Below are 22,384 nucleotides of genomic sequence, written 5' to 3'. Positions count from 1 at the left end.
CCATCTGAGTTAAGTTGTTCTATGCTACAAAATAATTGAAAATTAATAGCAATAACTTAAGTGAAAATCAAAGATGAGTGCGATCGCAATAAAAGGGCATAAACGCGTGCGTCAATGCAAAGCTGCTTGTCGCTAAATATTGCCTACAAGCAAGTTGATTATTGCTAGTCAATTTTAAGGATTTGTTCTGTGCATCAGGGCTGTGAAAGTGCGATGAATCAAGATGTCAACGATCTAGACGAAATGCTCGGTAAGTGTGCGACAGTGGTAGAACTGCTGCGTTACAGGTCGATAGAACAAGCAAACATAGAGGCTTTTACCTTTTTGGCAGATGGTGAAACGCCCAGCGCAACTTTAAATTATCAAGAATTAGATCGCCAAAGTAAAGCGATCGCCTCTCAACTGCAAACATTAGGTTTAAGTGGTGAGCGTGCTTTATTGCTTTATCCACCAGGGATTGATTATTTAGGAGCCTTCTTTGGCTGTCTCTATGCAGGCGTAGTAGCAGTCCCAGCTTACCCACCGCGCAACCAACGCAACACCCCGAGAATCTTAGCCATCTTACACGATGCACAAACAGCTGTCATTTTGACAACAACCGCAATTAAAGCGCAGTTGCAGTCCTTACTTGCCGATAAATTTGAGATAAATCATCTTCACTGGCTTACCACAGATAACCTCGCACCAGGTATAGAAACAGCTTGGCAAGAGCCTTTAATTAATATAGATAGCCTGGCATTTCTCCAATATACTTCTGGTTCTACTGGCACACCCAAAGGTGTAATGCTCACTCATGGCAACTTGCTACACAATGCAGAAGTGACACGCCAGTATATGGAACATAGCCCTAAGAGTAAATTTGTCACTTGGCTACCTGCATATCATGATATGGGGCTGATTGGTGGCATAATACAACCTTTGTATGGCGGATTTCCTTGTATTATGATGCCGCCAGCCGCCTTTCTCCAGCGTCCTTATCGTTGGTTACAAGCTATTTCTCATTACCAAGGAACCACCAGTGGCGCGCCTAACTTTGCCTATGAACTCTGCATTGAAAAAATCACCCCCGCCCAACGCTCAAGCTTAGATTTAAGCAGTTGGAGTGTGGCTTTCAATGGTGCGGAACCCATTCGTTATGCAACTCTCGAGAAATTTGCCGCTACTTTTGCTGAATGCGGTTTTCGTCCCGAAGCTTTTTATCCTTGTTATGGTATGGCAGAAGCTACTTTGATGGTATCTGGTAGCATCAAATCTGCATTAGTGAGTAAATTATCGGTGCAGAAAAACGCTTTAGAACGCAACTATGTGATAGATGCAGATGCTAACGCCGATAATTCCATCACCTTAGTTGGCTGTGGACGCAGTGTCCCACAACAGCAAGTCGTGATTGTTAACCCAGACACCTTAACTCGTTGTCAAGATAGAGAAGTAGGCGAAATTTGGGTATCTGGCCCCAGTGTTGGTAAAGGCTATTGGCATCGTCCAACTGAAACAAAACAAACTTTTTATGCTTGTTTGACAGATACACAAGAAACAACATTTCTGCGTACAGGAGATTTAGGCTTTTTAGACAAAGGCGAAGTTTTTATTACAGGTAGAGCCAAAGATTTAATTATTATTCGGGGGCGCAATCTTTACCCGCAAGATATTGAACTCACCACAGAACGCGCTCATCCATCCTTGCGTGCTGGTGGGAATGCAGCTTTTTGTCTAGAGGTTGAAAATCAAGAACAACTGATTGTGGTGCAAGAATTAGAGTTTCGCGCCAAACCAAACTGCAAAGAAGTCATAGCTGCAATTCGCCAAGCCATAGCCCAAGAACATGAAGTACAAGTATATGGGGTAGTTCTGATTAAACCCGGTACTATTCCTAAAACTTCTAGTGGAAAAATTCAACGCCGTGCCACTAAAGCGGAGTTCTTAGCTGGAGAATTACAAATAGTCAATAGTAGTATTTTTGATAGTGTGAATGTTGATGAAACAGAATATCATCTTCAGTTAAATCGGGCAACTATTTTGTCTTTGACTCCGCAGGAATCACAAATATTATTAGAGACTTATTTACTTGAGCAAGTAGCACAAGTATTGAAAATTTCACCCGCACAAATTGATATTCAGCAGCCTGTCAGTAGTTTAGGATTAGATTCTTTAAGAGTATTTGAGTTAAAAAATCGCATTGAAAATCATGTAGAAGTTGCTGTATCTGTCGCCGATTTTTTTGCAGGTTTGAGCATCAAAGGATTAGCAACCAAGATAATTGCCGAAATTACTGCGGGTGAGTTGCCATTAGTAACTGTCACTAAAATTGCCAGAAATACTAATTATCATCCTTTATCTTTTTCTCAGCAGGGATTGTGGTTTATTCATCAGTTAGCACCAGATACGCCTGCTTATAATATTCCAATTGTGATTAATTTGACAGGGCAAGTAAATATTGCAGCCCTCACCCAAAGCCTGCAAGAAATTATTCAGCGTCATGAAATTTTACGGACAAATTTTGTCTTAGTGGATGGAAAACCTGTGCAGATTATTCATCCGACTGTTGACTTTCATTTACCAGTTGAAGATTTACGAAATCTGCCAGATGCAAAAGAAGGTATAACACAAGAAATAGCACAACATCAGTTTGATTTATCTAGTCAAATGCTCGTGCGTGGTTTGTTGCTACGCTTGACTGATGATGAATATCAATTGTTGATGACCTTGCATCATATCGTGGCGGATGGTTGGTCTATTGGCGTTTTCATGCGAGAATTGGCAGCATTCTATGAAGCATACGCTCATCAAAAACCTTCTTTACTGCCACAATTGCCTGTTCAATATGTAGATTTTGTCCATTGGCAACGTCAGAATTTGCATCCAGAGCGGATTCAAACTCTACTAGCATACTGGAAACAGCGTTTAGGTAGTCAGCTGCCCATATTAAATTTACCTTGTGATTATCCGCGATCGCCTGTACAAACCTTCAAAGGTGCGAAAGTTCAAATATCCTTATCCCAACAGCTGACAGACTCATTAAAACAACTGAGCCATCAAGAAAATGCCACTCTGTTTATGACCTTGTTAGCGGCTTTTAAAACCTTGCTGTACCGCTATACAGGGCAGACAGATATCTTAGTTGGTTCGCCAGTTGCTCATCGTAACTCTGTAGAAGTCGAATCATTGATGGGACTCTTTGTCAATGTTTTAGTATTGCGGACTGATTTATCAAAACAGCCGAGTTTTAAAGAGTTACTAGCAAAAGTCAAATCTACAGCTTTAGAAGCTTACATTCATCAAGACTTACCTTTTGATAAATTAGTAGAAGAACTACAACCTGAACGGCATCTTAGCCACAACCCGCTATTTCAGGTTATGTTTGCGCTGCAAAATGTCCCAATTCCGAATCCAGAGCTATCAGATATTTCCCTATCTTTCTGTGAAGGTGATAGCGGCTCGGCTAAGTTTGATTTATCTTTGTTTATCGAGGACAAAGCACAAGGTTTAGTAGCGACTTTAGAATATAACACTCATCTGTTCAAGACTGCTACTATCCATCGGATGCTAGGACATTTCCAGACACTACTAGAAAGTATAGTCACCGAGCCGGAAACTGTGATTGCAGAATTACCGTTGTTAACAACCGGTGAAAAACATCAGCTATTAGTTGAATGGAATGATACCCAAACAAACTATCCTCAAAACCAGTGCATTCATCAATTATTTGCCGCGCAAGTAACGCGCACACCTAATGATATTGCGCTTATTTTTAACAATCAAACACTTACCTATCAAGAGTTAAACGAAAGTGCTAACAAAGTCGCTCACTACCTCCAAACTTTGGGTGTTAAACCCGATGTATTAGTTGGTATTTGTCTGGAACGCTCTTTTGAGATGGTAATTGGCATATTGGCAATTATCAAAGCTGGTGGTGCTTATGTGCCTTTAGATCCTACTTATCCTCAAGAGCGTTTAGCATTTATGTTGGCAGATGCTCAAGTATCGGTGTTGTTGACGCAACCACATCTGCGCCAACAACTACCAACAAATCAAGCGCAAATTGTATGTTTAGACAAAGCCTTGCAAGAGTTTGCTGCATATAGTGGGGAAAACCCAAATAGTGAAGTGACAGCAGAAAACTTAGCTTATGTGATTTACACCTCTGGCTCTACAGGAAAACCCAAAGGGGCAATGAACACTCACAAAGGCTTGTGTAACCGTCTATTGTGGATGCAAGATACATACCAACTCACAAAAGCTGATAAGGTTTTGCAAAAAACACCCTTCAGCTTTGATGTCTCAGTTTGGGAATTTTTCTGGCCTTTGTTAACAGGTGCAAGTTTAGTTATCGCCCAACCAGGCGGACATCAAGATAGTAAATATTTAGTGCAACTAATTGCCCAAGCAAAAATTACGACACTTCACTTTGTGCCTTCAATGTTGCAAGTGTTTTTAGCAGAAACAGAACTTCAAACTTGTACTAGTATCAAACGAGTAATTTGCAGTGGTGAGGCACTATCTTTTGAACTACAACAAAGCTTTTTTCAAAAATTAAACGCCGAATTACACAACCTTTATGGCCCCACAGAAGCGGCAATAGATGTAACTTATTGGGCTTGTCAGGCAAATAGCCATAATCAAATAGTGCCTATTGGTCGTCCGATTGCCAATACTCAGATATATATCTTAGATAAATATTTACAACCTGTTCCCATTGGTGTTAGTGGTGAGTTACATATTGGTGGTGTAGGACTGGGGCGTGGTTATTGGCATCAACCAGAATTGACCCAAGAAAAGTTTATTGCTAATCCTTTTACACCAGGACAACTTTTATATAAAACAGGTGATTTAGCACGCTATCGTGATGATGGCAACATTGAATATTTAGGCAGAATAGATTACCAGGTAAAACTGCGAGGTTTTCGGATTGAATTAGGAGAAATTGAAGCCTTATTAAGACAACACCCCAAAGTTAAAGAAGCGTTAGTAGTAGCTAGAGAAGATATCCCCAACCATCAGCGATTGGTAGCTTATGTAGTTCCCTTAAATATAACATTTGATTCCTCAGAATTAAGGGATTATCTTAAAGAAAAACTACCTGATTATATGGTTCCTGCGGTTGTTGTGGAATTAAGTAAATTACCACTTTCACCTAATGGTAAAATAGACCGTCAAGCATTACCTATCCCTGAAAATCACCACCTTAGTTTAAAACAGGTTTATGAAGCACCAAATTCTGAATTAGAAAGAGCGATCGCTAAAATTTGGTTAGAGATATTACATCTAGAAAAAGTTGGCAGAAATGATAATTTTTTTGATTTAGGTGGTAACTCACTCTTAATGGTGCAGGTAAATCATAAATTACGAGCAACTCTCAATAGTGACGTTTCTATTGTAGAAATGTTTCAGAATTCAACTATCAAATCCTTAGCTAATTACCTAAATTTAGGGTATATAAAAGACCCTGATTTCGCAACTTTAAACAATCGCATTCAAAAGCAAAAATTAGCTTTGCAAAAACATAAAAAATTAGCAAATAGAGGTAAAAATTTATGATTAAAAGCTATATTTTGGCAACCAGTACATTAGCTCAGTAGCCCTAAAAAACATGAATATTACAATTGTCGCCTGGGGTGGAAGTGGTGACATTCGCCCCTATGTAGCCTTAGCTGTCGGATTAAGAAAAGCTGGTCATGCAATCAGGTTTGTTATTACACCCGATGAAGAAAAATTAGTTAGTAGTTATGGATTTCCACTCAAGACAATAGATTGTGAAAACTTTGAATTTGCAGAGTTACGTCCTGGTCATAACCCATTTGATATCATAGAAACTCAAAAAGTTGTCTTCAACCCATTTAAAGGTAGTTATCTAAATCAATTATGGGATGTATGTCAAGATGCAGAAGCTATTATATTTAATGTTTATGCTTTTGCTGCTTATGACATAGCAGAAAAACTGGGTATTCCATGCTATGCCGCTTGTGTACAACCACATCATGCCACCGCTGATTTTCCTAATCCCTATATGCCCATAATTCAGCCTTTGGTAGGTTTATATAATAAGCTGAGTTATCAGTTTTTTGATCAATTTTTATGGCAAGCTGTACGTCCCTCCATTAATCAATGGCGACAAGAAACATTAAACTTGCCATCTTTGCCATTTTGGTTAGGAATATCCCATCGAATGCAGGAACAAAACTTGCCATTTCTTTATAGCTATAGCCCTGCTGTTTTACCTAAACCTGCTGACTGGCCTGATACAGCACACGTTACTGGTTACTGGTTTTTAGACCGTCCTAGTAATTGGCAACCCCCTGCTGATATAGTTGAATTTTTAGCTGCTGGTGCGCCGCCTGTTTATATTGAAATTCGACATTCAGAAGTCACAAAAGAGATGATTTTAGATGTCTTAAAACAAACAAAAAGACGCGCCGTAGTTCGAGGGATGGGTTTTAATCAAACTGACAACCAAGATTTAGCACATCAGGTTTTTTCTATAGAGTCAATACCTCATGATTGGCTATTTCCTCAAATGGCTGCCATAGTACATCATGGTGGTACAGGCACAACCATGAGTAGTTTGCGTTCTGGTGTACCAACGCTCATAGTTCCCTTAGAAGGAGATCAGTTTTTGTGGGCATATATAGTGCCAAAACTAGGCTTAGGGCCAAAACCAGTTTTACAAAAGCAAATATCAGCTGCCAACATAGCGCAGGCTATTGAAATTGCCATCAACGATAAAAATATCCAAAGAAATGCAGCCGCTATGGGCGCAAAAATCAGAGCCGAAAATGGTGTGAATTCTGCTGTTGAGATATTGAATTATTATTTTCAATCTCCTAGTTTAACTGAGCAATACAATTAAAAGCTTAAAGAAATTAACAATTGTGATCAAATTGTTTGAGGAATATTTACTAGTATGTAATTTTGGAGAAAAAAGTGGCTGAAGCAAAGTTAATTCCTAAAAATAATCTGCCGACAATTTTGAATGATAGTAGCCAAACTCAAGATATCCAAAGCTTATCTGTTAGTTATATCTTAGAGACATTTCAAGAAACTGGCATTTTGCTTTTTAGAGGGTTTCAGGTAAATTATGAACAGATGAAAGTATTTGCTGAAAAATTCAGTTCTAGGTTTGTCTTAGATAAAGATAGACCAATAGTTGATTCCCGAAATAAATATGTCACTTTAGTAGACCCAGGGATGCACTATGTTAGCCCTCATTGTGAAAATGCTAATTCTCCGTTTCGGCCTGATGTGATTTGGTTTTGTTGTGGTGTACCTGCTGCTCAAGGCGGTGAAACTTTATATTGGGATGGTGTGCGCGTCTGGCAAGAATTAAGTGAAGAATTACAACAGTTATTTCTGGCTACAAAAATCAAATTCTGGCAGAAGTTTCCGGCGGCTGACTGGAAGCGTTTTTTAGGAAGTAGTGCCACTTTAGCTGATGTTAAACGCACGCTCGGTGATATTTCTGGATTAAGTTACACAATTAATCAAGACCAGTCTATCTCTTTAGAATATGTTTGTTCGGCGGTAGTTAAGACAAAATATGGTCATCAAGATGCGTTTGCCAATAGTTTAATTGCTGAGTACAAAAATCCCAGAGGCGTAGTCACTTTTGATGATAATTCACCTATTCCATCACCAGTGATTAATCAAATTCAACAAGTGATGAATAATTTAACTGAAGTCATATCTTGGCAAACTGGCGATTTAGTCATGATTGATAATTCGAGATTTTTACATGGTCGGCGTTCCTTTACTGATCGAAAACGCCGAATTTACTCTCTTCTGAGTTATATGAAATAACCAAAAATTTCGCTGGAATTTCTGTGTCAAAAATTTATTTTAATTGAACCCAAGTAACCAGATATGGGTAATATAGAATCTGAAACAGCAATGGAAGGAATAGCAATTATTGGTATGTCAGGGCGGTTTCCTGGTGCTAATAATATTGCCGAATTTTGGCAAAATTTACAAGCGGGCATCGAATCAATTTCTCAGCTAACAAATGAGGAGTTATTATCAGCAGGGATTAATCCTAGTTGCTTAGAAGATAGTAACTATGTCAAAGCCAGTGGTATATTAGAAAATATTGATTTATTTGATGCGGCTTTTTTTGAGTTTAATCCTAAAGAAGCAGAAATTACAGATCCACAGCATCGGTTATTTTTAGAATGTGCTTGGTCAGCTTTAGAAAGTGCTGGTTATGATGCTGATAGATGTGATAGCCGCATAGGAGTTTATGCTGGTGCGAGTTTAAATAATTATTTATCTTTTGATTTAAATAGTGACCAAGTTGGTTCAGCACAGTCTTATCAAAAATTAATTGGCAACGATAAAGATTTTTTAGCTACTCGTGTTTCTTATAAATTAAATTTAACTGGCCCGAGTTTGACTGTACAAACAGCTTGTTCTACTTCGTTAGTAGCTGTTACTTTGGCTTGTCAAAGTTTAATGAATTATCAATGTGATATGGCTTTGGCCGGAGGAGTATCGATTCGAGTGCCGCACAAAACAGGCTATTTGTATCAGCCAGGTGGCACTTTATCTCCTGATGGTCGTTGTCGTGCTTTTGATGCCCAAGCCCAAGGCACAACCGTTGGTAATGGTGTGGGAGTTGTTTTACTGAAGCGGTTGGAGGATGCGATCGCAGATAATGATCACATCTATGCAGTCATTAAAGGCTGGGCAATTAATAACGATGGTTCCATGAAAGTTGGCTATACAGCGCCCAGCGTCGATGGACAAGCAGAAGCGATAGCTGAAGCCATCATGTTAGCCGGAATTCCACCCGCCACCATCAGCTATATTGAAGCGCATGGTACGGGTACAACGTTAGGTGATCCCATTGAAATTGCAGCTTTAACCAAAGTTTTTCGCACCAGTACCGATAAAAAAAATTTTTGTGCCATAGGTTCTGTCAAAACAAACATCGGTCATCTGGATGCCGCCGCCGGAATCACAGGTCTAATCAAAACAGCTTTAGCCCTCAAACATCAACAAATACCCCCCAGCTTAAATTTTGAACGTCCCAACCCCGAAATAGATTTTGCCAATAGTCCTTTTTACGTCAATACCCAACTCACCCAATGGAAATCAGTACTATCTCCGCGTCGTGCTGGTGTGAGTTCTTTGGGGATGGGAGGGACGAATGCTCATGTTGTTTTAGAAGAAGCACCATTACAAGTTAAAAGTCAAAAATCAAAAATCAAAAGTGAATATTTACTATTGTGCCTATCAGCTAAAACTGCTACAGCCTTGGAGATGGCAACGCAGAATTTAGCGAATTACTTGCAGCAAAATCAAGACTTAAATTTGGCGGATGTGGCTTACACTTTGCAAGTAGGACGCAAAGAGTTTAATCATCGGCGTATCTTGGTGTGTACAGATATTCAAGATGCCGTCAATGCTCTGCAAAATAGAACTACCCAAAGAGTTTACACCCATCACCAAGAACCATCAGACCGCCCAATTACTTTTATGTTTCCTGGGCAAGGTAGTCAGTATGTCAACATGGGCAAAGAACTCTATCAAACAGAGTCAGTTTTCCGTGAATCTGTAGACCGTTGCTGTTGGATACTTCAACCATTATTAAATTTAGATTTACGTACAGTTATTTATCCTAGTGAACCTGAAACAACTACTGCACAAGAACAACTCAAACAAACATCCTTTGCCCAACCTGCGTTATTTGTCATTGAGTATGCTTTGGCTCAGTTGTGGATGTCGTGGAGTATTCTTCCTAGTGCGATGATTGGTCATAGCATTGGAGAATATGTAGCCGCTTGTCTTGCGGGTGTGATGTCTTTGGAAGAGGCATTAACTCTTGTGGCTGTGCGTAGCCAACTCATGCAGCAATTACCAAGCGGGAGTATGCTATCGATTCCCTTATCAGAAGCAGAGGTTAAACCCTTACTCAACGAAAACTTATCTTTAGCTGCGAGTAATGCACCATTTTCTTGTGTAGTGTCAGGAACTCATGCAGCGATAGATGTATTGTCTGAACAACTCTTAGCCAAAGGCATAGAATGTCGCCACCTGCATACTTCCCATGCTTTCCATTCCCAGATGATGACACCGATTTTGCAGGCGTTGATTGCGGAAGTTAAAAAAATCAGATTACAGCCACCGCAAATTCCCTTTATTTCTAATCTCACCGGGACTTGGATATCTGCTAGTGAAGCTACTGATGTAAATTACTGGGCAAGTCATTTAAGGCACACAGTACAATTTGCCGATGGCATTTCTGTGTTATTGCTAGAACCAAACCGAATTTTGCTGGAAGTCGGGCCAGGGCGGACTTTGTGTACCTTTGCCAAACAACAAGCAGGCATAACTCAACAGGCGATACTGTCTTCCTTACGCCATCCCCAAGAAGAATCAGCAGATGTAGCCTTTTTACTCAATACACTTGGTCGTCTTTGGTTATGGGGAGTCGCCATAAATTGGTCTAGCTTGAACAATTGTGAGTGTCGTTGTCGCCTGCCTCTACCGACATATCCGTTTGAACGTCAACGTTATTGGCTAGAACCTCAAAAACCAGCTAGTGAGTCTGTTGCGGTTAATCAGCAGCAGCCTGACGTTGCCGACTGGTTTTATCTTCCTGTTTGGCAACAAGCAATTACCCCCCAAACTGTGAAATCGGCAAAACAGGTGTTGATATTTGCAGATACTTGCCAAGTCGGTTCACAAATCGCCAAATGTCTAATTGATGAGGGTAACAGCGTTATTGTCGTTTACCCAGGAGAGCAGTTTAATAAACTCAGTGAGCAGGAATATAGTATCAATCCCAGCCAGATGGATGATTATGATTCTTTAATCGCACAATTGCAATTTTGCGGTCAAATTCCCGATGCAATTTTTCACCTTTGGAGTGTCACACCTGCGGAATTAACAACATCAGGAATTGAGTATTTTGAGAATTGCCAAAATCTAGGTTTTTATAGCTTGTTATTTTTGGCACAGTCTTTTGATAAATACAATATTACTCAACTTGTAGATATTTTGGTTGTGACTAATGATATCTACGATGTAACAGGTGTAGAAAAATTAAATCCAGCGAAGGCAACTGTTTTGGGAATGTGTAAAACCATTCCGCAAGAGTATGCAAATATTTCCTGTCGTAGTCTGGATATTGTGTTACCTGCGGCTGGGACAGTGGCCGAAAAGCAACTTGTAGAACAAATTTTAGCCGAGTTCTCTGCTCAGGAATTTGAGAGTGCGATCGCTTATCGTGGGCATCATCGTTGGGTACAATCTTATCAACCACTACGGCTAAATCATGACCAAACACCCAAATTACGGACAGCAGGAGTATATTTAATTACTGGTGGCTTGGGTGGTATTGGTTTAGAAATTGCAGAGTATTTAGCAAAAACATTCAAAGCAAAACTCATATTAATTAGTTCTTCAACTTTTCCTAGCCAAAATGAATGGCAACAATGGCTGATAAATCACGACGCACAAGATAAAATTAGCAGTAAAATCCGCAAGTTAGAAGAACTAGCACAACTAGGTGCAGAAATTCTCGTTTTGCGTGCGGATGTAGCTGATTCTGAGCAAATGCAAACAGCTATTACTCAAGCTACAGCTTGTTTTGGTCAGATAAATGGCGTGATTCATGCTGCTGGGATTAAGTTATTTAAAACAGTTGCAGAAATATCTAGAAGCGAATGCGAAGAACAACTCAAAGCTAATGGATATGGGCTGTATATTTTAGCAGAATTAGTACAAGAAATAGAGCTTGATTTTTGTATTTTGATATCTTCCTTGTCATCTATTTTAGGTGCATTGGGAATGGCAGCTTATCCCGCAGCCCATCACTTTACTGATGCTTTTGTTTATCAACATAACCAAACAAATTCTACACCTTGGATAAGTGTAAATTGGGATAACTGGTTAACTAGTCAACTCGCTCCAGAATTGGCAGCTAAACCAGAAATATCGACGCAATTGTTCATGAATAATCATCAAGGCATTGAGGTATTTAAACGAGTATTATCTTTAAATAAAGTTAATCAAATAGTTGTTTCCACAACTAATTTAGCAGCTAGAATCGCCCAGTGGGTTAAGCCTTCAGTAAATATTCAACCTCATGACTTGACATTACACGCTAGACCATCCTTACAAAATAATTATGTTGCCCCCAGAAATGAAATAGAACAAACCATTGCTCACATCTGGCAAGAAATTTTAGGTATTGAACAGGTAGGAATTGAAGATAACTTTTTAGAATTAGGCGGCGATTCGCTTTTGAGTATTCAAATTACCGCTAGAGCTAACAAAGCAGGTTTGCGGTTTACTAATCAGCATTTATTTGAATACCCCACTATTGCCCAATTAGCCGAAATTGCTAGCAGAACACAAACAGTTTTGAGCGAACAGGGATTAGTCACAGGAGAATTACCCCTAACACCGATTCAACACTGGTTTTTTGAGCAGAATTTAGTTGATGCACACCACTGGAATCAAACAGTGGTGTTAGAAGTGCAACAATCTTTTAACCCAAGATTCTTGCAACAAGCAGTCCAGAATTTACTGATTCAGCATGATGCTTTGCGGCTACGTTTTCAAACTACAGCAGCAAGTTGGCAACAAATTAATGCTAGTTCTGATGAAGTTGTACCATTTGAAGAGATAGATTTATCAGAACTATCATTACAACAGCAAGAACCAGAATTTACAGCATTAATTAGTGAAATACAAGCAAGTCTCAATCTGACATCTGGCCCCATTGTGCGGGTTGTCTTTTTTAACTTAGGTAGTCATCAACCAAGCCGGATACTGTTAGCAATTCACCATTTAGCCATTGATGTTGGTTCTTGGCGAATTTTATTGGCAGATTTAGAAACTGCATACCAACAACTCAGCCAAGGAAAATTAATTAAACTACCCGCAAAAACCACTTCATTTAAACAGTGGGCTTTGCGGCTAACTCAGTATGCCGAATCTATCGAATTACAAAGAGAACAGGTTTATTGGTTAGCAGCCGAACGTGACTGGGTATCGCCTTTACCAGTAGATTATCCAGATGGTGCTAATACTGTGGCATCTGCTGAAACAATTTCTGTCACCTTGAGTGTAGAAGCAACACAGGCTTTACAAGAAGAAATTGCCGCCACTTATCGAGTGCAAACAGATGATTTATTACTTGCGGCTTTAGCACAAGCATTTAGACAATGGACGGGAACTTCTGCCTTTTTAGTTGACTTAGAAGGAAATGGTCGAGATGTAATTTTTGATGATGTTGATTTATCCCGTACAGTTGGCTGGTTTACGAATATTGCCCCTATGCTGTTGGAAATTGGGGAAGTTGAAGAAACTACGGCAATTTTAAAACAAGTGAAAGAGCAAATTCGGAGTTTTCCCAATCAAGGTTTGGGATATGGGGTGTTGCGCTATTTGAGTAGTGATGAAATTATTACAGAAAAATTGCGATCGCTACAACCTGCTGAGGTACTTTTTCTTTATCTTGGCAACTACGAACAAACTGTACCAGAGTCTGCTTTATTTAAGTTATCACCAAAATTTGCTGGTTTATCCCGCAGTTCTCGCGCACAACGCAGTCATCTTTTAGAAATTAATGCCTTGATAGTTCAAAATCAACTCAAAGTTGAATTGATTTACAGTCATAATGTATACCGCCGACAAACAATCAACAAGTTAGCTCAAGATTTTCAAGCAGCACTGCAAGCACTAATTAGTGATAGTCAATCTTCCTCAGCCAAAAACTTTACACCTTCAGACTTTGCCGAATTTAAGTTAAGTCAATGGAATCAAGACGATATTGATCACATTTTGGCAGCAATTAATCAAGCTATAGCAAGTCAGGTTAATTAATTATGATGCGGGTATGCCTCAAGCAGTCCCTTTTTACTTTTGCCTTGTTGTACTAGCCCATGACTACAATCTGAAATTCCAAAAATTATGCAGAACATTGAGGATTTTTATCCACTTTCACCAATGCAGCAAGGCATACTATTTCACACCCTGGCTGCGCCAAATTCAGGAGTGTATTTTATTCAATTTAGTTGTACCATTCACGACAACCTGAATACTGCGATTTTTCAGAGTGCATGGGAAAAAGTTACCCAACGCCACCAACTTTTGCGAACATCTTTTCTTTGGGAAGGTATTAAAGAACCTGTTCAAGTAGTACACCAGCAAATCAACTTGCCTTGGCAACAACAAGATTGGCGAATGCTATCAACTATTGAACAACAAGAGCGTTTTAAGGCTTTACTTAAAGCCGACCAAAAGCAAGGGTTTTCACTTGCTCAAGTACCTATGATGCGCTTAACTTTGATTCAGTTAGCTGAAAACAGCTATCAATTTCTTTGGAGTGGTCATCACTTAATGATGGATGGATGGTCTTCTGCGGTACTTTTAGAAGAGGTTTTTGCTTATTACATAGCATTAAAACAAGGCGAGACATTACAGTTAGAAAAACCTCGCCCTTATCGTGATTATGTGGCTTGGCTACAGCAGCAAGATTTTTCCCAGTCGGAGCAATTCTGGCAAGAATGGCTGAGAAGTTTTACCACAGTCACTTGTTTAAACTCAAACCAAAAGCCGAACAACTCACTCAAGCAAAATCACAATTACGAGCAACAACTATTAGAGTTACCCCAAACCACCACCACCGCATTACAGTCTTTTGCTCGTCAGCAACAACTGACTTTAAATACTTTAGTTCAGGGGGCTTGGGCTTTACTCCTCAATCTTGATAGCGGCGAGAATGATGTTGTGTTTGGAGTCGTTTTTGCTGGACGGCCAATAACGCTTTCCGGTGTGGCAGCAATGGTAGGCCCTTTTGTGAATACTTTACCGATGCGAGTGCAAATAGAAGCTGAGGAATTGCTTATACCTTGGCTCAAAAAGCTTCAAGCTAAACAAACTCAGATGCAGCAGCACGAACATACACCACTAGTGAAGATTCAACGCTGGAGTGATATGCCTCTAGGACAGCCTTTATTTGAGAGCGTCTTGAACTTTCAGAACTATTCGCAACATCTGACTGCACCAGAAAGAGGGGATGGAAACATCAAGCTTGATGAGTGTCGGTCTTTCGGCAAAATGAACTATCCCTTTTATATAGATGCCTTGCCTGGTCAGCAACTATCAATGTACTTTGTGTACGATACTGATTATTTTGAGGCAGCTACTGTTGCTAGAGTTGTCAAACATTTTGAAATCATTTTGTACAACTTGCTCTTACAACCTCAAGCTACTTTAAACGAGTTATTAGACAAAATTCCCGAAATTGATCAGCAACAAAGAAATAAAGCAAAACAACAGCAAAAAGAACAGCATAACCAGAAGTTAAAAAATATTAAACGCAAAGTCATATATGCTTTGCCGGAAACAGAGTAAATATATAGTGATTCTTACTGAAGTGATGTACAGAATCAATATTTAAAAACGCCAAGGAACGCCGAGGAAAGCGCAAAGGCAAATTATATTAGTGATGGTATTAGTTACTCAGCAATTTATTAAGAATATATGCAAACACAAATTAATGGTTTTAAGCTATCTCCCCAACAAAAGCGACTATGGCTTTTACAAAAAAGTAGTCAAGTTTATCAAGCTTACTGCACAATTTCATTGACAGGAGAACTAAAAAAAGCAGTTTTGCAACAGGCTTTAGCTAAATTAGTTGAGAGACATGAAATTTTCCGCACTCATTTTCAGAAAGTTCAGGGTTTAAAAATTCCCCTTCAAGTTGTCAACGATAGCATTTTGTTATCGTTTAGTGAATATGATTTGACTAATCATGAGAATTTACAGGTAGAGTTAGACAAATTATTGCAGTCAAAAAGACAGGAAATTGATTGGCAGCAAACAGCAATCTTACAAGCTATTTTAATCGCTATCACGCCACAAAAACATTTGTTATCTATCAGTTTGCCTGCTTTGTATGCAGATAGGGTCAGCCTGAATAATTTAGTGCGGGAACTGAGCCAATGTTATACAGCCTGCTTATTCAAACAGGATTTAGTTGACCAACCTCTGCAATATGCAGATATCGCTGAATGGCAAAATGAATTACTAGAAACAGAAGCAGGTGCAATTGATTTTTGGCAACAGTTAGACCCATCGGTGCTGAAAACTGCAAATTTACCTTGGTCAAAACCATCTATTATTAATTCAGAGTTTCAACCGCAATGGTTAAGTGTGGCGATCGCACCTGATATGGTAGCAAAAATAGATGCCATATCACAAAGTCAAAAGTTAGCAGATTATGGATTTTTGTTAACTTGCTTTATCGTTTTGCTTGGGCGACTAACTAAACAATCAAATCTGATGATTGGTGTAGCTGGTGATGGACGTAATTATGAAGATTTACAACCATCATTAGGGCTACTGGCAAAATATTTACCGCTAGATATTCATCTACAAGATGATGAGCAATTTTATGATATCTGGCGGCGAGTGCAACAGCAGACAGAGGAAATATTAGAATTGCAGGAAAGTTTCTGCTGGGACAAAAATAAAGAGTTTGCCGAGAATAGTTTAGAGCCTTTATTCTTTCCCTTATGTTTTGAGTTTGAATCTATTTTAAATCAATATTTTGCCGATAATATTTGTTTTGCTATTGAGCAAAAGTATGCTTGTATTGACAGATTTCAAGTGAAATTAGTTTGTGTTCGGCGTGGGGCTGAAATCACTGCGGAGTTTCACTACGATGCTAATTTGTTTGCAGTTGAGGATATGCAACGGCTGGCTAGCCAATTTCAAACTTTAATCGCCAGTGTGCTACAAAATCCGGAGAAAAAGAGCGCAGGTTTTGATATCCTTAGCCAAAGTGAGCGATCGCAATTATTATTAGAATTTAATAACACCCAAACCGCTAAACCAAAATATGAATGCGTTCATCACTGGTTTGAATCTCAAGTAGAATCTACACCCGATAACATTGCGGTTGTCTGTGCCAATCAACAATTAACCTACACTCAACTCAATCACAAAGCCAATCAATTAGCGCATCACCTCCAACAGCTAGGGGTGGGGCCAGAAGTGTTAGTGGGAATTTGTGTGGAGCGATCGCTTGATTTGGTGGTGGGGGTACTAGGTATACTCAAAGCGGGTGGAGCTTACGTACCCATAGATCCAACCTACCCAAAAGAGCGATTAGCCTTTATTTTGCAAGATACTCAAGCACCCGTGTTGCTAACTCAGCAAAGTCTATTAGCAATATTGCCGCAACATGATGCTGAGGTCATCTGCTTAGATAGAGATTGGACATCGACTCCAACTCTCTCAAATCCAACCAGCCAAACTAACTCTGAAAATTTAGCCTACGTTATCTATACCTCTGGTTCCACAGGTAAACCCAAAGGCACATTAATTCCCCACAAAGGATTAGTCAATTATTTAAGCTGGTGTACCCAAGCTTATCAAGTCAGCCAAGGCAACGGTACAATCGTTCATTCTCCTTTGGGGTTTGATTTAACAATTACCAGTCTTTTTTCGCCTTTACTAGTGGGTTCTCAAGTAGAGTTACTCCCAGAAAATCACCACATCGAAAGTCTCAGCAACGCCTTACATCGCAGTTCTCACCTCAGCTTGGTAAAAATTACCCCTGCTCACCTAGAACTGCTCAAAGGTCAATTCTCGCCTTCAGCAGCAGCCGGAAGGACACGAGCATTTATTATCGGTGGGGAAAACTTACTCGCTGAAAACATCAGCTTTTGGCAAAAAGCAGCCCCTGATACCATACTTATCAATGAATACGGGCCGACAGAAACCGTAGTAGGTTGCTGTGTTTATCAAGTACCACCAGGACAATCTCTTTCCGGCTCAATTCCTATCGGTAAGCCGATTGCCAACACCCAGCTTTACGTATTAGATCAATATGGACAACCAACGCCAATAGGTGTGGTAGGTGAACTGCATATTGGTGGAGTTGGACTAGCTAGAGGATATCTGCATCGCCCTGATTTAAGTGCTGAGAAATTCATCCCCAATCCTTTTAGTACAGAGCCAGGGGAGCGTCTGTATAAAACCGGTGATTTAGCGCGTTATCGATTAGATGGAACCTTAGAGTACCTCGGACGAATTGACGACCAAGTAAAAATTCGCGGCTTTCGCATCGAGTTAGGAGAAATTGAGGCGGTGCTGGCTCAAGCACCAGGGGTAAAAGATGCTGTAGTGATAGTTAGGGAAGATATTCCCGCAAACAAACGGCTAGTGGCGTATATCGTCTACAAGCAAGAATCACCCACTACGGTTCATCAGTTACAAGTTTTTCTCCAGCAAAAGCTACCTGATTACATGATTCCTGCGGCTTTTGTCTCACTCCAGAACTTGCCACTCACCGCCAACGGCAAAGTCTCTCGCCGCGCCTTACCTGCACCAGAACAAGTTAACACCAAAACTTACGTTGCACCCCGCACCCCTGTAGAAGAAACTCTCGCCAAGATTTGGACGCAAATACTAAGACTTGAGCAAGTAGGCATTCATGATAACTTTTTGCAGGTGGGAGGAGATTCGATTCTCAGCATTCAGGTGATTGCCAAAGCCAAGCAAGCTGGACTACAACTCACCCCGCAGCAAATTTTTGACCACCCAACCATCGCTGAATTAGCAACAGTGGTGGGAAGTAATGTGACAATTGAGGCTGAACAAGGATTAATCACAGGTAAATTGCCCTTAACACCGATTCAGCATTGGTTTTTTGAGCAGAATTTACCAGAACCACATTATTGGAACCAAGCAGTTTTACTGCAAGTCAATCAACCACTTGATGCAGTTCTGCTTCAGCAAGCTCTACAGCACTTATTAAAGCATCACGATGCACTGCGACTGCAATTTAAATGTTGTGAATCTGGCTGGCAGCAGGTAAATGCTAGCACCGATTGGGCGATCGCACTAACTATTGAAGATTTATCCAAAAGATCGCCCCAAGAGCAACAACTCGCCATCGAGTTAACAGCAACTCAACTCCAGGCCAGTTTGAATTTATCCCCAGGCCCGCTTGTGCAAGTTGCTTTATTTAATTTGGGACAGCAACAGTCTAGGGTGTTGATTGTGATTCATCACCTAGCCGTTGATGGTGTTTCGTGGCGAATTTTGCTGGAGGATTTGCAAACTAGCTATCAGCAACTTCAGCAAGGTCAAAACATTAACTTGCCTGCCAAAACCACTGCTTTTAAATATTGGGCAGAAAAATTGTCAGAATATGCAAATTCAGCTGCACTCCAACAAGAATTAAGCTATTGGTTAGCTTTGCCTCAGCAACCACCAAAGATAACCGTAGATTTCCCCAAAGGTATTAATACAGAAGCCAGCAAAGCAACTGTATCGCGCACCTTAAGTGTGGCAGAAACCCAAGCATTACTCCAACAATTCCCACTGGCTTATCGCACTCAAATTAATGATGTCTTGCTGACTGCTTTGTTGTATAGTTTTCAACAAAATACAGGGCAATCTTCTCTGCTGTTAGATTTAGAAGGTCACGGCCGGGAAGACATTTTTGAGGATGTAGATTTATCCCGGACAGTCGGCTGGTTGACTACGATTTTCCCCGTACTGTTAGATATTAGCAACGCAGCCGATTTAATAGAGGCAGTGCAACAGATAAAAGAGCAACTGCGGAGTATTCCTCATCGCGGCTTGGGTTATGGTATATTGCGTTACCTAAATCATCAATTACCCGCACAACCACAGCCAGAAGTAATTTTTAATTATTTAGGGCAATTTGACCAAATCCTGCCCAATTTAACTTTATTTAGCCCCGCAACCGAATCAATCGGCCCAACCCATAGCCCACGCGGTAAGCGGCGACATTTGCTAGAAGTAGAGGGAATGGTGATTAATGGCCAGTTGCAATTGCAATGGTTTTACAGCCGCAACTTACACCGCCAAGAAACTGTAGAACAACTAGCTGAGGGGATGGTGGCAGGATTGCGATCGCTCTTAGCTACACAAATGATATCGCAAGTATGCCAAGTTTTGCCAGGAGAATTACCAATTGCCGAGCCAACAAATCGTCATCGACCAGATAAATTACCACTTTCATTTGCTCAAGAAAGATTATGGTTTTTAGCCCAATTACAACCAGATAGCTCTACTTATAATGAATTATTTGCCCTGCGATTAATGGGCTTATTAAATGTAGAAGTGCTAGAGCAAAGCCTGAATGAAATTGTGCGTCGCCATGAAGTTTTGCGTACTAGTTTTTATCAAGATAACGGGCAACCATTTCAGGCGATCGCATCAAATATCAAGCTAAAATTACCCATCATAGATTTAAAACATCTATCAGCGAGTGAACAAGCAACAGCAGTTGAGCGTTTGATGATTCAAGCATCGCAAACCCCCTTTGACCTTGAACAAGGGCCATTACTGCGATGCACACTGATACATACCCATACACAGGAGTATATCGTCTTATTTAGCATTCACCATATTGCCTCTGATGGTTGGTCAATGGGGGTGTTGGTAGAGGAATTAGCCACACTGTACGCAGCCTTTACTGCGGGTGAATCCTCGCCCTTACCAGAATTACCCATGCAGTATGTAGACTTTGCCATTTGGCAACGTCAATATTTGCAAGGCGAAAGACGAGAAACTTTACTCACCTACTGGAAACAGCAATTAGCCAACTTACCTGTATTGCAACTACCGACAACTCGTCCCCGCACAGAAGTTACCACTAACCAAGGTGCTAGTTATGGTTTTGTGATTCCTGCATCAGTAGTCAAGCAAGTGCGATCGCTTTCTCAGCAAGCAGGTGTAACCTTATTTATGACACTGCTAGCAAGTTTTAAAATCTTACTGCAACGCTACTGTCAGCAAGATGATATTGTGGTTGGCACAGATGTTGCTAACCGCAATCACGCAGAAATTCAGCCGTTGATTGGCTTTTTTATTAACTTATTAGTCTTACGCACCGACTTAAGTGGAAATCCTACCTTTTTAGAGTTATTGCAACGGATTCGCAGCCAAACATTAAGAGCTTACGCCCATCAAGATTTACCCTTTGATGAATTAGTCAGAGCTTTACAACCAGAAAGGCATCTCAGCAACACTGTACCCTTATTTCAAGTACTATTTGTTTTCCAAAATACCCCACAATCATCTTTAGAATTGCCAGGCATTAGCTTCCAATTATTAGAGGTAGAAAGCCAAACATCGAGATTTGATTTATCTCTTTTACTGCAAGAAACAGAGCAAGGTCTAAAAGGTAAATGGCAATATAACGCCGATTTATTTAGCAGCAATACTATTATTCAGTTAACCAATCACTGGCAAACATTAATCAACAACATTGTTCACCAACCTCAAAGCCGCATCAACAGCTTAGAAATGCTAACAGAATCAGAAAAAACACAACAAACTCAACAACAACAAAATAAAAAAGTCGCTAAAAGACAAAAATTTATGACTGTGGCTCCTCAACCAGTGAGTTTATCAGTAGAGCAATTAATTAAAACAGATTATTTCCCAGAAACCCCAAAATTTCCGTTGATAATTCAGCCCAATAGTCCAGAAGTTGATTTAATCTCTTGGGCGGCGAATAATCGAGATTATCTAAATACACAATTATGCCAACATGGAGCAATTTTATTTAGAGATTTTCAGATAAAATCAGTCCCAGAATTTGAAAACTTTGCCCAAACAATTTGTCCTAACTTATTTGCTGAATATGGCGACTTACCCCGGACTGGTGAAGGTGGTAAAGTTTATGGTTCCACCCCTTACCCAGCAGATAAAGCAATTCTTTTTCATAACGAAAGCTCTCACTTACATAGCTTTCCCTTAAAAATTTGGTTTTACTGTGTGCAGCCAGCAGCCCAAGGTGGTGAAACTCCAATTGTAGATTGTCGTCAAGCTTATCAACTCCTCAGTCCTAAACTCAAAGAAATACTCACAACAAAACAATTAATGTATGTCCGCAACTACACAGATGGATTAGATGTAAGTTGGCAAGACTTCTTCCACACAAATGATAAATCTGTAGTAGAAACTTACTGTATTCAAAATAAAATTGATTTTGAATGGTACGATAATAATAGTTTAATAACTCGCCAAATTCGCCCGGCATTATTAACGCATCCGCAAACAGGTGAACCTGTATTTTTCAATCAAATTCAGTTACACCACATTTCTTATTTAGACCCAGAAGTTAGAGAATCTCTTTTATCTGCATTTGGCGAAAACAAGCTACCACGCAATGTATACTATGGCGATGGTACGCCGATTGAAGCCTCAGTAATTGCCGAAATTAATGAAATTTATCGCCAGTGTAGCACTAGCTTTAGTTGGCAACAACAAGACATTTTAATGCTAGATAACATCCTCGTAGCTCACGCTCGTAATCCCTATGTGGGTTCGCGCAAAATTGTGGTGGCTCTGGGAGAAATAATCAGAAATTAACGCATTTGTAGAAGTAAAA

6 protein-coding genes are annotated in these 22,384 nt (G+C 40.0%); all 6 read left to right on the top strand.

Annotation, left to right across the window (positions count from 1 at the left end):
• The first annotated feature begins 213 nt into the window (after positions 1-213).
• The 6 genes from H6G69_RS03595 (at position 214) to H6G69_RS33750 (ending at position 22,365) form a co-directional block, all read left to right on the top strand.
• Positions 214-5,535, top strand: a complete 5,322-nt coding sequence (locus H6G69_RS03595) for a non-ribosomal peptide synthetase (protein ID WP_190682035.1) — start codon at positions 214-216, stop codon at positions 5,533-5,535.
• A gap of 52 nt (positions 5,536-5,587) precedes the next feature.
• On the top strand, positions 5,588-6,844 hold the full coding sequence (locus H6G69_RS03590) for a glycosyltransferase (protein ID WP_190681684.1): 1,257 nt from the start codon (positions 5,588-5,590) through the stop codon (positions 6,842-6,844).
• 74 nt (positions 6,845-6,918) lie between these two features.
• Positions 6,919-7,791 carry a TauD/TfdA family dioxygenase gene (locus tag H6G69_RS03585; RefSeq protein ID WP_190681681.1) on the top strand — a complete coding sequence of 291 codons (873 nt, stop codon included), beginning with the start codon at positions 6,919-6,921 and terminating at the stop codon, positions 7,789-7,791.
• A 63-nt stretch (positions 7,792-7,854) separates the two neighbouring features.
• Positions 7,855-13,824: a type I polyketide synthase gene (locus tag H6G69_RS03580; protein WP_190681678.1), complete on the top strand. Its 5,970-nt coding sequence runs from the start codon at positions 7,855-7,857 to the stop codon at positions 13,822-13,824.
• An 87-nt stretch (positions 13,825-13,911) separates the two neighbouring features.
• Positions 13,912-15,357 carry a condensation domain-containing protein gene (locus tag H6G69_RS03575; protein WP_190681675.1) on the top strand — a complete coding sequence of 482 codons (1,446 nt, stop codon included), beginning with the start codon at positions 13,912-13,914 and terminating at the stop codon, positions 15,355-15,357.
• Between the two features lie 129 nt (positions 15,358-15,486).
• Entirely contained in the window at positions 15,487-22,365 is a 6,879-nt protein-coding gene (locus tag H6G69_RS33750) for a non-ribosomal peptide synthetase (protein WP_242071964.1), read from the top strand.
• The last annotated feature ends 19 nt before the right edge of the window (positions 22,366-22,384 follow it).

This window comes from Nostoc sp. FACHB-110 (assembly GCF_014697425.1).
Lineage (GTDB): Bacteria > Cyanobacteriota > Cyanobacteriia > Cyanobacteriales > Nostocaceae > Nostoc_B.
Note: the sequence above shows the minus strand (reverse complement) of the source record. Positions and strands in the feature narration are given on the sequence as shown.

Excerpts from the sequence above, each read along its gene's own strand:
- H6G69_RS03595 (WP_190682035.1), top strand. The coding sequence starts at position 214 with ATGAATCAAGATGTCAACGATCTAGACGAAATGCTCGGTAAGTGTGCG.
- H6G69_RS03590 (WP_190681684.1), top strand. The coding sequence starts at position 5,588 with ATGAATATTACAATTGTCGCCTGGGGTGGAAGTGGTGACATTCGCCCC.
- H6G69_RS03580 (WP_190681678.1), top strand. The coding sequence starts at position 7,855 with ATGGGTAATATAGAATCTGAAACAGCAATGGAAGGAATAGCAATTATT.
- H6G69_RS03575 (WP_190681675.1), top strand. The coding sequence starts at position 13,912 with ATGCAGAACATTGAGGATTTTTATCCACTTTCACCAATGCAGCAAGGC.
- H6G69_RS33750 (WP_242071964.1), top strand. The coding sequence starts at position 15,487 with ATGCAAACACAAATTAATGGTTTTAAGCTATCTCCCCAACAAAAGCGA.